This window comes from Thiomonas sp. OC7, from assembly GCF_900634595.1.
Classification (GTDB): domain Bacteria; phylum Pseudomonadota; class Gammaproteobacteria; order Burkholderiales; family Burkholderiaceae_C; genus Thiomonas; species Thiomonas arsenitoxydans.
The window spans coordinates 111,074-123,105 of the sequence record NZ_LR131953.1; the positions used below are offsets into that span (position 1 = coordinate 111,074).

At 61.1% G+C, this 12,032-nt stretch carries 16 protein-coding genes; 4 read left to right on the plus strand and 12 right to left on the minus strand.

What is annotated here, in order from left to right:
* Positions 1-8: 8 nt before the first annotated feature.
* The gene (ftsH, locus tag BIO17B3_RS00575) at positions 9-1,898 is read right to left on the minus strand and encodes an ATP-dependent zinc metalloprotease FtsH (RefSeq protein WP_156052584.1); all 1,890 of its coding nucleotides are present in this window, start codon (positions 1,896-1,898) and stop codon (positions 9-11) included.
* 407 nt (positions 1,899-2,305) lie between these two features.
* Between ftsH and BIO17B3_RS00580 the strand changes: the two genes are divergently transcribed.
* On the plus strand, positions 2,306-3,547 hold the full coding sequence (locus BIO17B3_RS00580; RefSeq protein WP_156052585.1) for a molybdopterin-dependent oxidoreductase: 1,242 nt from the start codon (positions 2,306-2,308) through the stop codon (positions 3,545-3,547).
* A gap of 14 nt (positions 3,548-3,561) precedes the next feature.
* A complete protein-coding gene (locus tag BIO17B3_RS00585) occupies positions 3,562-3,906 on the plus strand; it encodes a cytochrome c (protein ID WP_156052586.1) in 345 nt (114 codons plus the stop codon).
* Positions 3,907-3,962: 56 nt separating this feature from the next.
* On the opposite strand, the gene BIO17B3_RS00590 is transcribed toward BIO17B3_RS00585, so the two are convergent.
* The 9 genes from BIO17B3_RS00590 to BIO17B3_RS00630 form a co-directional block, all read right to left on the minus strand.
* Complete coding sequence (locus BIO17B3_RS00590) at positions 3,963-4,328, minus strand: c-type cytochrome (RefSeq protein WP_156052587.1); 366 nt, start codon at positions 4,326-4,328, stop codon at positions 3,963-3,965.
* An 11-nt stretch (positions 4,329-4,339) separates the two neighbouring features.
* Positions 4,340-4,687: a cytochrome c gene (locus BIO17B3_RS00595; protein WP_013105848.1), complete on the minus strand. Its 348-nt coding sequence runs from the start codon at positions 4,685-4,687 to the stop codon at positions 4,340-4,342.
* 190 nt (positions 4,688-4,877) lie between these two features.
* The gene (locus BIO17B3_RS00600; protein WP_232054135.1) at positions 4,878-5,504 is read right to left on the minus strand and encodes a hypothetical protein; all 627 of its coding nucleotides are present in this window, start codon (positions 5,502-5,504) and stop codon (positions 4,878-4,880) included.
* Between the two features lie 9 nt (positions 5,505-5,513).
* A complete protein-coding gene (locus tag BIO17B3_RS00605; protein WP_156052588.1) occupies positions 5,514-6,245 on the minus strand; it encodes a cytochrome c oxidase assembly protein in 732 nt (243 codons plus the stop codon).
* Complete coding sequence (locus BIO17B3_RS00610; RefSeq protein WP_232054136.1) at positions 6,242-6,907, minus strand: SCO family protein; 666 nt, start codon at positions 6,905-6,907, stop codon at positions 6,242-6,244. The genes BIO17B3_RS00605 and BIO17B3_RS00610 overlap by 4 nt, the downstream gene beginning before the upstream one ends.
* Before the next feature lie 4 nt (positions 6,908-6,911).
* The gene (locus BIO17B3_RS00615; protein ID WP_013123107.1) at positions 6,912-8,615 is read right to left on the minus strand and encodes a cbb3-type cytochrome c oxidase subunit I; all 1,704 of its coding nucleotides are present in this window, start codon (positions 8,613-8,615) and stop codon (positions 6,912-6,914) included.
* On the minus strand, positions 8,612-9,148 hold the full coding sequence (locus BIO17B3_RS00620; protein WP_156052589.1) for a cytochrome c oxidase subunit II: 537 nt from the start codon (positions 9,146-9,148) through the stop codon (positions 8,612-8,614). Before BIO17B3_RS00620 ends, BIO17B3_RS00615 begins: the two co-directional genes overlap by 4 nt.
* 8 nt (positions 9,149-9,156) lie before the next feature.
* Positions 9,157-9,351, minus strand: coding sequence for a hypothetical protein (locus BIO17B3_RS00625; protein WP_013123105.1), 195 nt, complete (start codon positions 9,349-9,351; stop codon positions 9,157-9,159).
* A 164-nt stretch (positions 9,352-9,515) separates the two neighbouring features.
* Positions 9,516-9,974, minus strand: coding sequence for a group III truncated hemoglobin (locus BIO17B3_RS00630; protein WP_232054137.1), 459 nt, complete (start codon positions 9,972-9,974; stop codon positions 9,516-9,518).
* 97 nt (positions 9,975-10,071) lie between these two features.
* On the opposite strand from BIO17B3_RS00630, the gene BIO17B3_RS00635 reads away from it, so the two are divergent.
* Both BIO17B3_RS00635 and BIO17B3_RS00640 read left to right on the plus strand, forming a co-directional pair.
* Positions 10,072-10,536, plus strand: coding sequence for an Rrf2 family transcriptional regulator (locus tag BIO17B3_RS00635; RefSeq protein ID WP_156052591.1), 465 nt, complete (start codon positions 10,072-10,074; stop codon positions 10,534-10,536).
* A gap of 6 nt (positions 10,537-10,542) precedes the next feature.
* Positions 10,543-10,995: a DUF2214 family protein gene (locus tag BIO17B3_RS00640; RefSeq protein ID WP_156052592.1), complete on the plus strand. Its 453-nt coding sequence runs from the start codon at positions 10,543-10,545 to the stop codon at positions 10,993-10,995.
* A 17-nt stretch (positions 10,996-11,012) separates the two neighbouring features.
* Here the strand turns inward: BIO17B3_RS00640 and BIO17B3_RS00645 are convergent, their stop codons facing one another.
* Both BIO17B3_RS00645 and BIO17B3_RS00650 read right to left on the minus strand, forming a co-directional pair.
* Positions 11,013-11,294, minus strand: a complete 282-nt coding sequence (locus BIO17B3_RS00645) for a hypothetical protein (RefSeq protein ID WP_156052593.1) — start codon at positions 11,292-11,294, stop codon at positions 11,013-11,015.
* Between the two features lie 3 nt (positions 11,295-11,297).
* A complete protein-coding gene (locus BIO17B3_RS00650) occupies positions 11,298-12,017 on the minus strand; it encodes a DUF1624 domain-containing protein (protein ID WP_232054138.1) in 720 nt (239 codons plus the stop codon).
* Positions 12,018-12,032 lie beyond the last annotated feature (15 nt).

A 12,032-nucleotide genomic window follows, 5' to 3' on the forward strand; every position in this document is an offset into this window, starting at 1 on the left:
TCAACGCCCTAAGCCTGGGTCTGCGCAGCGGCCAGCGGTGCGAACAGCGCCTTGAGATCGGCTTCGCTCAGGGTTTCCTTCGCCAGCAGTTGCCGCGCGCCCTCCTCCAGCACGGCGCGTTCGCGTTGCAGAATGTCTTGCGCACGGTTGAAGGCGTCATTCACCAGATCGCGCACAGCGCAATCAATCTCCCGCGCGGTCTGTTCGCTGTATTCATGCTGCGGCGGCAGGCCCGGCATGCCCGGCACGGGTTGCTGAGTTTCTTCCAGACTGACGCCGCCGAGCTTTTCGGCCATGCCGTAGCGCGTCACCATGCTGCGGGCGATGTCGGTGACTTTCGCCAGATCGTCCGCCGCGCCGGTTGACCAATGGCCGTACACCAGATGCTCGGCAGCCCGCCCGCCCATGAGCACGGTCATCTTGTTTTTCAACTCTTCCCGGGTCATCAGATAGCGGTCTTCGGTGGGGCGCTGAATGGTGTAACCCAGCGAACCGATGCCGCGCGGAATGATGGACACCTTGTGCACCGCATCGCTGCCCGGCAACGACATGGCCACCAGCGTATGCCCCATTTCGTGATGCGCCACGATGTCGCGCTCTTTCGGGTTGAGCAGTCGGTTTCGCTTTTCCAGCCCGGCGACGATGCGCTCGACCGCGCGGGTGAAGTGCGACAAGGTGACGGTGCGCGCGTTTTCCCGCGTGGCCAGCAAGGCCGCCTCGTTCACCAGATTGGCCAGATCGGCGCCGGAGAACCCGGGCGTGAGCGCTGCCACCTGCTCCAGATCCACACTCGGATCGAGCCGGATCTTGACCGCATGCACCTTGAGAATCTGCACCCGCCCTACCTTGTCGGGTCGCTCCACCAGCACCTGTCGGTCAAATCGCCCGGCGCGCAGCAGGGCGGGATCGAGAATTTCCGGCCGGTTGGTGGCTGCGAGAATCACAATGGACGAAGTGGAGTCGAAGCCGTCGAGTTCGACCAGCAACTGATTGAGCGTCTGCTCTTTTTCATCGTGTCCGCCGCCAAACGGCGCGGCGCTGCGGGCGCGGCCCAGCGCGTCGAGCTCGTCGATGAAAATGATGGCGGGCGATTTTTCCCGTGCCTGCTCGAATAGGTCGCGCACCCGGGCCGCGCCCACGCCGACGAACATTTCCACAAACTCCGAGCCGCTGATGGAGAAAAACGGCACCCCCGCTTCCCCGGCCACGGCGCGCGCCAGCAGCGTCTTGCCCACGCCGGGCGGCCCCACCAGTAGCACGCCCTTAGGCGCGCGGGCGCCGAGGCGGCTGTGCTCGCCGGGGTTCTTCAGAAAATCGACCACTTCTTCCAGCTCGGCCTTGGCTTCGTCCACCCCGGCGACGTCGGCAAAAGTCACCCCGGTGCGGTTTTCCATGTAGACCTTCGCCCGGCTCTTGCCGATGGACATGAAGCCGCCCATGCCCATGCCCCCGGCCTTGTCGGCAAACTTGCGCACCAGAAAAAACCATAGCCCGACGAAGATCAGCGCGGGCAACACCCACGACAGAATGTCGGACAGCCAGGTGTCGGTGTATTGCTGCGAATACGTCACCCCGTACTTCTGCAACTCACTGGCGAGCTGCGGCTCCACGCGCACCGCGACCACCAGGCTCTTGCCATTGGCATCGGGCGATTTCAGGGTGCCGGTGATGGTCTGGCCGCCGATCACCACGTCCTTGATCCGGCCGTCTTTGAGATAAGTCTGGAACTCGCTGTACGGCACCGTCTGCACATTGCTGTAAGACGACCACAGACTTTGCACCATGAACATCAAGGCAATGGCCAGCAGCCAATAGCCCAGATGCACCTGCGTCTTGGGATTGATCTTGGGCCGGTTTTTCCCGCCACTGGACGGCGGCGGGTTCTGTTCGTCTGTCATGGAGCTCTCCTCGCGCATGTTGCGACAAGCATAGCCTGTTGATAGGGGCGCGCACGCTGGCGGTCTCGATCTTCAGGTTCTATTTTTATGAAAGACAAAGTGTAATAAAAACGACAAAGTGCGACACTTTTTTGCGCTGGAACGCAACGCTGTATAAAAATCTATTTTATTTCATTCGAATATTGCAAAATACTCTCCACGTCTGTGAAATTTCCCCTGGATATTCAATATGTTAGAAATTTAATATGTTCGAAAGAATATATCGAAACTCTGCTCGTCGTTCATCAAAAAAATTGCTTTGATCAACTGATTAAATCCATTTTTCAGGCCTTGCTCGCTTGGTTATAAATCACAACATGACGCGACGAAATGCGACGCGTCTGTCCATAACACCGAGGAGGAATGGCATGAAACAGACCGACTACAACCCTGACACGCAGGCGCGGCGGCATTTTTTGCAAACTGCCGCCGCTGGACTGGGCGCTTTGACGCTCGCCCGCACCAGCTTGGCCGCGGAGATGACCAGACTGCCGCTTCCGGGCGGCCCCGATGAGCGCCAGCTCACGACGGCATTCCCTGGCAAAGGCGAGATGATTCTGCAGCGGACCCGCCCGCCGTTGCTGGAAACACCCTGGTCAGTGTTCGACAAGGGGGTCTTCACGCCGGTCAATCAGTTCTATGTGCGCTGGCATTGGGCGGACATTCCCACGACCATGAACCCGCACACCCACAAGGTGCGGATCAGCGGCCATGTGGACAAGGTGCTGGAGTTCACCGTGTTCGACCTGATGAAGCATTTCAAGCATGTCGAACTGGCCGCGGTCAATCAGTGCTCGGGCAATTCCCGCGGCTATTTCCAGCCCCGCGTGCCCGGTGGCGAATGGAGCAATGGCGCGATGGGCAATGCGCGCTGGGTCGGCGTGCGGCTCAAGGACGTGCTCGATGCCGCGGGCGTCAAGGCCGGTGCGGTGCAAGTGCAGTTCGAGGGTTCCGAGCGTCCGGTCGTGGCGACGGCGCCGAATCTGAAAAAGTCGCTGTCTGTGGATCACGCGCGGGATGGCGACGTGATGATCGCTTGGGAGATGAACGGCCAGGCGCTGCCGCTGCTCAACGGCTTCCCCTTCCGTCTCGTGGTGCCGGGCTGGTATGCGACCTACTGGACCAAGATGCTGCAGCACGTGCGCGTGCTCAACGAGGAAGACACCAATTTCTGGATGAAGCCGGCCTACACCATTCCCGACAACTGGCCGCAGGCCAATATGACTCCGGGGGAGCAGGGTGTGAAGTTCGTACCCATCAACCGAATGGTACCGCGATCCTTCATCACCAATCTTAAGGACGGCGCGTCAGTCGGTGCCGGTCGTCCGGAACTGGTGCGCGGTATCGCTTTCGGCGGCGATACCGGCGTCAAGGCGGTCGACGTCTCGATCGACGGTGGCAAGACCTGGACGGCGACCGAACTCGGACGTGACTACGGCAAGTTCAGCTTCCGTCAATGGAACGCGCATCTCAAGTTTGCCAAGGGCGACCAGACCGTGATGGTTCGCTGCACCAATACGGACGGCCTGCAGCAGCCCATGACGCCCAACTGGAACCCCGGTGGTTTCATGCGCAACGTCGTCGAGTCCACCCGGCTGATCGCCGTTTGAAAGGGAGAACACACATGATTAAGAGCACGACCGGCGCCACGCTGCGCGCCCTGGGCGCCGCACTGATTGTCGGCGCATGCGCCGCAGCACCCGCGCATGCACTCACCCTCAAGACCCAGACCATTGCGCTGCCCAGCAGCACCCGCGTATTTCCGGGTGATGGTCCTGGTGCCAAGGCCGCCAATACCTATTGCCTGATGTGCCACTCGGTGGGCATGGTGATGAATCAACCCGATCTGCCCAAAGCCGCCTGGCTGGTCGAGGTCAACAAAATGAAAAATGCGTTCAAGGCGCCGATTCCCGAGGATCAGGTGCCGGTGATCGCCGATTATCTCGATAGCATCAAAGGCAAGAAATAGAGCATGTGCGCAGCGGGCTCAGGTCAACGGGTCCGCCGCACGCAGATCACTGAATTTCAATGCATTTCGTCGCGGATGTAGAGATCGCCCTTCAGGCTGGCGATATAGGCCGCGATGTCTTCCAGGTCTTGCGTGTTGTACTGCGCCACCATGCCGCTCATGATGGCGTTGTTGCGGCCATACAGCGGGGTCTGGTGCTTGGCTTGGTATTGCTGCAGGGCATGGAACAGATAGCTTTGGTATTGCCCGGCCAGCTTGGGATAGTTAGGGGCGATGGGCTTGTCGAGACCGGCCCCGTGGCAGGCAATACAGCCGCCTTTGTTCACCAGTTCTTCCCCCTTTTTGAGGTCGGCGGCATGGGCCGCGCCAGCAAAAGCCAGGGCTGTGGCTGCCGCAGCCAGCGATGCAGTCAGTCGTTTCATATGTGTGCTCCTCACTTGACGCTTTGATTTTTGGGAACGGCGTAATACGCCGACAGGTTGGCGATCTGCTGCGGAGTCAGGATGTCGGCCACGGCTTTCATCGTCGGGTTGCGGCGCGCACCGCTGCGGTAATCCTCCAGGCACTGCGCGATGTAGGCGGCGCTTTGCCCGTTGAGTTTGGGCGCGCGGTACACCTCGGGGAAATCGGTTTTGAAGCCGCCGTGAGCGGCGTTATGGCAGCCTTCGCACATGGAGGATTCATACTTGCCTGCGGCGGCGTTGCCCGCAGGCGTTTGCGCTTGCGCGCTGGCGGCGAGAAAAAAAGTCATCAAAATCAGACCAATTGAATGATGTTTCATGAGTAGTCCTGAATGGGTGTGCATGAGGGACAGTGTGGAGTTGCGCTGCGGCAACTCCTGTGACAAAGATGGGGGCATGAACGGCGCGCGGAACACCGCTCCCGCGCGACTGCGGGCAGTGCGTGCAGGGTGGGTGCGGCGCGGGGATCGGGCTGCAGCCAGCGAAAGGGCTGCGTTACTCTGGGCTGCGTTACTCTGCCGTGAGCTTTGCCATGACGGCCAATGGCTCGGGCGACTGGATTCTGGCCTTGAGATCCTGGGGCCAGCTCTGAGTCCAGAGTTCGGGCGGGCAGAGTCTGAAAAATCCGTCGATCTCGGCAGTGAGGAACCCCCTGCCACTGCGCAAAACCGCGATGCGATAGCGATCCGCCGCGGGATTGACCCGGCAGACGGCGTAGACCACGCGGCAGATCTTGCTGTCGTCGCACAAGCGCAGGCTTTGGTAGATCGTCAGCGAGCGATACAACGCGTAGGCGGCGCCCAGGAGCAGCGCGATGATCCCAAGATCTTTGACGATCGCCAGCAGGCTGCCGACGCCCAGCGCAGCGGGCGTGCTGCGCATGTGCGACTGACCCAGCGCAATCAGGCTGCGGGCGATGAAATAGGCAAGAACCGCGTAGGACGCGGCGATGCAAAGTTTCATCTTGCGGCAGGCGCTGCGTACAGACGCAAGGGACGGCGGCTGGCCTGAGGCAATATTGATGGTCGGAATCGCGAGCATGTGCGGGTCTCCACGGGGAATACCGGGGAGAGCATAGACAGCTCGGCCGCATGTGCCGATCGGGAATTGCCCGATGGCGGCGATGGGCTGCAGCACAGGGGCGCATCAGCTTGGCTCCTCCTCGCCCGGCATGATGAGCAGCCATGCCGCGCGCAGTTGCAGCGGCAATCCGGCAATGAACATCACCAGCCCGGCGTAGTGTTGGTCGTCCAGCGGACTGAGGTTCCACAGGCACAGCACGTCGAGGTAAGGGGTGTAGAGCACATGGCCGCTCCACACCCAGACTGCTGCGATGATCATCATCGGCAGACTGCCCAGCCAGCCGTAGATGCCGGCAATCCAGCGATGGGCAATGCTGGTGCAACCCGGCAGCAACTGCGCCCAGAACATCAACCCGGAGAGCAGCAGAAACAGGCCGATCGGGCCGGAAAAGAAGGCGTTGGCGAGCGCGGTGTTGAACACGCCGGGCAGATTCACTCCCAGGGTCAGAATGATGAACACGGCCGCTGCGACCCAGGCGTCGAGCACCCAGAGGCTCCACCAACTCTGCCTTGGTGCGCGCCATTGCGCGCGTACCTGCGGAGGAAATCCAATCAGGAGCAGCGGCGACACGATCTGGCCCAGGGTCATCAATGCGATGGTGTAGCCCGTCATCGAGGCCAGCGGGTTGTTCAATCCCCAGGTGCAAAGCAGCGTCAGCGCGCAGCCGACCGTAAAGACCATCACCCGCCACCATGGCCAGCGCCCGCGCCAAGCGGCCAGGCTGTAACCCGCCAGCGCCAGGCCGGCCAATACGAACCATCCCGCCCATGCCGCGAGCGGCCACGTGCTTGTCATCCGCGCTCCAGGACGGTGCGCAAGTCGTCTGCAAGCCAGGAGGGATCCGTGAGTTGTCCGTAGCCATATCGCGCGACCAATCGCCCGTCTGGTCCAACCAGGGTGACCGCCGCGGTGTGATCGATCCAGTAGGCGCCGTCCGCCGTATCGACGCGCCGCCAGGTAATGCCCCATTGCCGCGCAGAGACGCGCACCGCAGGCATAGCAGCTCGCAAGCCGATGGTGTCCGGCAGGAAGGCATCGAGATAGGCGCGCAGCACCGGTGCCGTGTCGCGCGCTGGATCGAGGGTGACGAACACCACGCGCACCTGTTTGCGCAGCGGCCCGAGTCGTTCCAGGCTTTGCGCCAATGCGGCCAGGGTGAGCGGGCAGACATCGGGACAGTGCGTGTAGCCGAAAAACACCAGCACCGCCCGGCCGCGTTCACGCGTCCAGGAGAACGCCCTGCCCTGGGTGTCCGTGAATCCAGACAGCGAAGGCGCCGGGACGGGTTTGAGCGGAGATCCATGGAGAGCCGCGGAGTGTTGTTGGAAATGTGACCAGGCCCAGACCGCAGCCAACAGCAGGGTGGAGACCAGCGCCGCCCGCCGCGCCGAATCCTTCCAGCCGCCTCGCTGCGGTTGCAGCGGGGTGGCTGGGGATGCAATGCCGACTCCCTTCATCCGATCACCAGAGCACGAAGCCCGGCGCGTGGATCGGATGGGTGAGCATGGGCCAGAACACGGGGATATAGACCGCCAGAGTGATGACAAAGGTGATCAGCGTCCAAAGGCCCAGCGGTTCGGCGACGCGCGCCAGCAAGGAGCCCTCGCTGCTGGTGATGTACTCGGTGAACGGGATCTCGACCATCGCCTTGGAATCTTTCTGGCCGAACAAGGTGCCGAAGAACACGATGTAGTAGAGAACCGCACCGAGGGCCGCAATGACACCGCCTATGCCCACGATGATGAGCGCCGGATGCACTGCGCCATAAAGTTGCATGTATTGATCATGCGGCAAGGACGAGACCCAGGCGCGTCGCGGTACGCCGTCCATGCCAGCCCAGTGTCCGGCGAAGCCCCAGGTCATCAGGCCGAGGAACCACAGCCACACGCTCCAGAGGGCAAGTTTCGAGCTGTAGAGTTTGCGGCCGGTCAGGTGCGGCAGCAGCCAGAAACTCACGCCCATGAAGACAAGGGTGGTCATGGTGCCCACGGTGAGGTGAAAGTGCGCCGGAATCCAAAGGGTGTTGTGCACCACGTTGTCGAGCTGCCAACTGGCGTTGACGATGCCCCCTGCTCCGCCGAAGATGAAACTCACCAGCGCCAGAACCTGCGCCGCCACCGAGGGATCTTTCCAGGGCAAGGCCGTCCACCAGCCCATCAGCCCTTTGCCGCCGCGACGACGACCGCCGTATTCCAGGCTGAGCGCGATGGTGAAGGCGGTGATCAGGCTGGGAATCGCAACCGACAGCGTCAGCGCCGTCACGATCCCTTTGATCACCGGGGAGATGCCCGGATCGGTGTACTGATGGTGGGTGCCCACCGGCAAGGAGAACACGAACAGCAGCAAAAAAGCCAGACGGGCCAGCGGGTCCGAAATCAGTTTCCCTCCTGCCTGCCGTGGCAGCAACGCATAGATGGAGACGTAGCCCGGCATCAGCCAGAAATACACGATGGGGTGGCCGGTCCACCAGAACAAGGTGCGGGCCAGCAACGGATCGATGGTCTGCGTCATCCCGAGCGCCCAGGGATCGAGCAGGAACACGGCCTCGGTGCCCGCGCCGAGCGCGGCGAGCAGCCACATCAGCAGCGTGGTGGCGCTCATATAGGTGACCAGCGGCGTGAGCTGACCGGGATTGGCGCGCTTCCAGCGAGCCCGCATCTCCAGCACGACGAACAGCGGGAGAATGCTCGCCACCACGACTAGCGTGATGCCCAGGTAAAACCAAGCACTGCCCTTGAGCGGCGCGTACATGGTGTAGAGCACGCTCGACGAGTTGTCGAACATGCCGTAAGCCGCCATCAACGTGCCGATGAGCATCAGCGCGTAAGTAAACCAGGCCAGCCCCATATTGGGCTTGAGTTTGAGTTCACGCGCCGGCAGGTACATCAGCCAGCCGGAAATGGTGAAAAAGGTGAACACGTAGGCGTTGAGCACGCCGTGCATGGTCAGCCCTTGGTAGTACGACTTGAGGAAAGGCTGGAGATAAGGATAGAGATTGATTCCGGCATAGTTGCTGCTCTGGAGCACGCCAATGGCGATGCCCACGGCGAGTGCCAGAAAACCCGTGACCCAGAAGGCCAGCAGCATGGTTTTTTCACCGGCAATCTCACCGGCAGTCGGCGTCGCCAGAATGCGCGGGGCGTTGTTGCTCAGGGTTGCGCTCATGATTGTTTTGCTCCGGTGATGATGATCCTGCCGATCATGGCCTGATGGCCGGCACCGCAATACTCGTTGCAGATGATGTAGAACGTGCCAGGTTTGTTGAAGATGTAGCTGACATGCCCCACCACGCCGGGAATGGCGGTGAGGTTGATGCTCGTGCCCTGAACTTCGAAGCCATGGATCACATCGCCGCTGGTGACGTTGAACGTGACGTGAGCGCCCACCGGGAGGGTCAGCGGCGTGGCGGTGCCCGGCGTCCAGCTCCAGGCGCGGCCGACTTCATAGACCTCATAGCTGTTCGGCCCGGTTTGCTTCACGCCGGAACCCTGGTAGTTGGCCGTTTCGGCCGGCGTGTTGGGGTTGGAGTAGAACTGCGAGGTCTTGGCCACCAGGCCGTAGTCGTGCACCACGAACCACACCGCCACGATGAACAGTACGGCGATCAGGGACAGGGCGATGAAAATCCAGATGCGCTCATGCCGCAGCGCGACATGATGGAACCGATCTTCAAAGGCGTCGGGAGTTGAAGTTGACATGACGTGCCTCAGGCATGGATGGAGAAATAGGCCGCAACCGTCGCCCACAAGCCGACAACGACGATGAAGAGCGCGGCTACGATGACCCATGCCCCCATTGGCCGGGCGTATTGCATGTCAGGCAGCGGCATGTCCGATTGCGCATGCGTTCGACCCGCAGGGTCTGTAACCGGCATCGGCAGGTAAGGCATCTCGTCAGGCATTGGTTTTTCTCCTCAGAGTGATGCGACAGAATGTCGCACATGTATGGTTGGCAGAATAAGCAGGAACTTATGCAGCCGCTTGCGATGGATCAAGCTGTGCAGATAGGTCGTGTATCTTTTGTCACTGCATGTAAAAATCGCACGGGTAAACCCTGACATTGCCGTCAACGCGAACACAGGCGGCTGTTCAGAGTTGCCGCTATGCGCTGCGCAATGGTCATCAGGTGCGCGCGTGCCGCAGGTGAGACTTCTTCCTGCAGCGTCTGGTCGAACAGATCCAGCCAGCGGGCGAAGTGCGCGGGGTGCAGAGGCAAGGGGCGATGCGCCTGCAAGGCATTGCGGTGATAGCGTCCAGCAAGCAGGCCGACCGAGGCCCAGAAATCCACCATCCGGGCGTAATGCGCCTCCCAGTCGGCCACATGCGCCTCAAACATCGGACCGAGATCTGGATCAAGCCGGGCATGTGCATAAAACCGACGCACCAAGCGATCGAGGGCGCGCTCGTCAAGCCCCGTCTGTGTGCGGAGCTGTTCGGCCAGAGCACTGCGGCGATCCTCAGGCGCAATCTCGGCTGGCGTTGCGTCCAGCACTTGCCTGAACAAGCTTTGCTGGCTTTCTGGCATTGTGATTCGACTCGCGGTAGGATGCGTCATGACAACCCCATATGTGGACTATTGAATTCCACTATAGCTTCACACAACAAGACAGGCAAGCCACGAATTGAAACTGACCCAGTTCACTGATTTTGGACTGCGCGCCTTGATGGTGCTGGCAGAAAACCCAGATCAATCATTAAATAGCAAAGAATTAGCGAGGATTCTTGATATCTCGCGTGAGCATCTTGTCAAGGTGCTCCAGCGTCTTGCTGCCGGTGGCTACGTGCAGAATCAACGCGGCGCCAATGGTGGCGTTCGTCTTGATAAAGACGCTTCAGAAATACTTCTTGGGAATGTCGTGCGCTGGCTGGAAGACGGTCAGGGCCTGGTGGAATGCCTTCGCCCCGACGGCGGCCATTGCAATCTCACTCCGTTGTGCCTGCTGCGCCCCTTGCTGAGCGACGCCGCAGAGGCGTTTTACGCGCGTCTCAATACCTCGACTCTGGCGGATTGCCTGCACCCGCCGCTGCAGCACTTCATCACCCTGCAGACGAGAAAAGCCGAGATGATCCATCTCAAACCGGACTGATCCGCCATGTTGACCGATGCCCTGCTGCTTTACCTTCATCTCTCCGCCATGCTGGGGCTGGCCGTTTTTCTCACCGCCAAGACCAGCCTGACACGGGTGGGCGCCGTCGATGCCCAGGTGCTGGCTCGCCTTCGCAGGCTGGATGTGTGGGTCTGGGGCAGCTTTGCCGCGGTGCTGGCCAGCGGGCTGGCCCTGGTGTTCTGGGGCATCAAAGGTCCGCAGTGGCTGCTGCACAACCCCTTGTTGTGGGCCAAGGTGGTTTTGCTGGCGCTGATGGCGGTGATGTCCTGGCCGTCCACGCAGCGACTGGGGCGCTGGGGCCTTCAGGCACGGGCAATGGCAGCGTGGCAGCCCGCCGTAGAAGAAGTGAAAAAAGAGCGCCGCTGGCTGATGGCGCAATCGCATGTGATGGTCATCATCCCCTTGCTGGCGACGCTGATGAGCCACGGTTTCGGCTGAATCGCTGCGCGGGCGCCTCAAAGTCCCTCTTCTGCTTCTCGGCGTGCACGAATGTCCCGTCGCAGACGCTCGACTCGGCGCTCGATGGCGTCGCGATCCTGCAGATATTGCTGCAGCGGCACGAGCAGGCAGAACTCGCGCTGCAGGGTGCCGAACTGGCGGCTCTGGCCGTAGCCTTCAATGCAGAAAAAGTAGCGCAGCGCGTCTTCTTCATCCTTCGCCTGCGGAATGAAAAACCAGTGATCGCTGTCGCCGTAATGCAGCAGATAGTCGATGGAGGCGTCGACAAGTTCTTCCACGAATCACCCCCGCAGATGTGCAGCCAGCCAGACCAGGCCGACGAAAACGGGTTGATGCAGCAGGTAAATGGTCAAGGGCCAGCGCCCGAGGAAAGACAGCGGACGAATTTCGGGCAGATGGCGCAAGGGCCGGAATTGCACCCGCGCCAGCAGCCAGCCTGTGCCGGCGCCGATCCACAGCACACCAATCCACGGCAGCAGTGGCGCGTAGTCTTCGGTGATGGGTTTTTGCGTGATCAGCCCGGTCCAGTTCCACCACGGTGGATTGAAAAAAGCGTGCCCCCAAAGTTGAGGCGCGGCAATGGCAATGGGGGCGAGCAGCAGCACCCAGGCGCCTAAGTGGCGGAACACCAGTCGGTGCAACAGCAACATGGCCGCAATGCCCTGAAGAATGCCGAAGTAGATGAAGCTGTGCGGAAACGCGGCGTAGCTGCCTGCCGTGACCAGTAGCGAAGCGCCCACGATTTGCGCCCAGCGCTTCCAGAAATGCCGCGCCGGGCGGCCGCTCGCGTCGGTGAAGGTCTGCGTCAGTCCGACGGTGAAAACAAACAGGCTGACGATGGCAATACGCTGATCGAGCCACCAGGGGCTGGTGTAGAAGTCGGTGTGGATGAAGCCGAACCAGTTCAGGTCGAAACTGAAATGAAACGACATCATCCACAGCACGGCCAAGCCGCGCAGGGTATCGACGCCGCCGTAACGGCTGATTCGGTTTCCCGCCATGATCAACGCGCCCAC

Bases quoted from the DNA above. Each gene is read 5' to 3' on its own strand.
- BIO17B3_RS00650 (WP_232054138.1), bottom strand. From the start codon at position 12,017: ATGGCGGGAAACCGAATCAGCCGTTACGGCGGCGTCGATACCCTGCGC.
- BIO17B3_RS00580 (WP_156052585.1), top strand. From the start codon at position 2,306: ATGAAACAGACCGACTACAACCCTGACACGCAGGCGCGGCGGCATTTT.
- BIO17B3_RS00585 (WP_156052586.1), top strand. From the start codon at position 3,562: ATGATTAAGAGCACGACCGGCGCCACGCTGCGCGCCCTGGGCGCCGCA.
- BIO17B3_RS00625 (WP_013123105.1), bottom strand. From the start codon at position 9,351: ATGCCTGACGAGATGCCTTACCTGCCGATGCCGGTTACAGACCCTGCG.
- BIO17B3_RS00630 (WP_232054137.1), bottom strand. From the start codon at position 9,974: ATGCCAGAAAGCCAGCAAAGCTTGTTCAGGCAAGTGCTGGACGCAACG.
- BIO17B3_RS00620 (WP_156052589.1), bottom strand. From the start codon at position 9,148: ATGTCAACTTCAACTCCCGACGCCTTTGAAGATCGGTTCCATCATGTC.
- BIO17B3_RS00615 (WP_013123107.1), bottom strand. From the start codon at position 8,615: ATGAGCGCAACCCTGAGCAACAACGCCCCGCGCATTCTGGCGACGCCG.
- ftsH (WP_156052584.1), bottom strand. From the start codon at position 1,898: ATGACAGACGAACAGAACCCGCCGCCGTCCAGTGGCGGGAAAAACCGG.
- BIO17B3_RS00595 (WP_013105848.1), bottom strand. From the start codon at position 4,687: ATGAAACATCATTCAATTGGTCTGATTTTGATGACTTTTTTTCTCGCC.
- BIO17B3_RS00605 (WP_156052588.1), bottom strand. From the start codon at position 6,245: ATGACAAGCACGTGGCCGCTCGCGGCATGGGCGGGATGGTTCGTATTG.
- BIO17B3_RS00610 (WP_232054136.1), bottom strand. From the start codon at position 6,907: ATGAAGGGAGTCGGCATTGCATCCCCAGCCACCCCGCTGCAACCGCAG.
- BIO17B3_RS00590 (WP_156052587.1), bottom strand. From the start codon at position 4,328: ATGAAACGACTGACTGCATCGCTGGCTGCGGCAGCCACAGCCCTGGCT.
- BIO17B3_RS00640 (WP_156052592.1), top strand. From the start codon at position 10,543: ATGTTGACCGATGCCCTGCTGCTTTACCTTCATCTCTCCGCCATGCTG.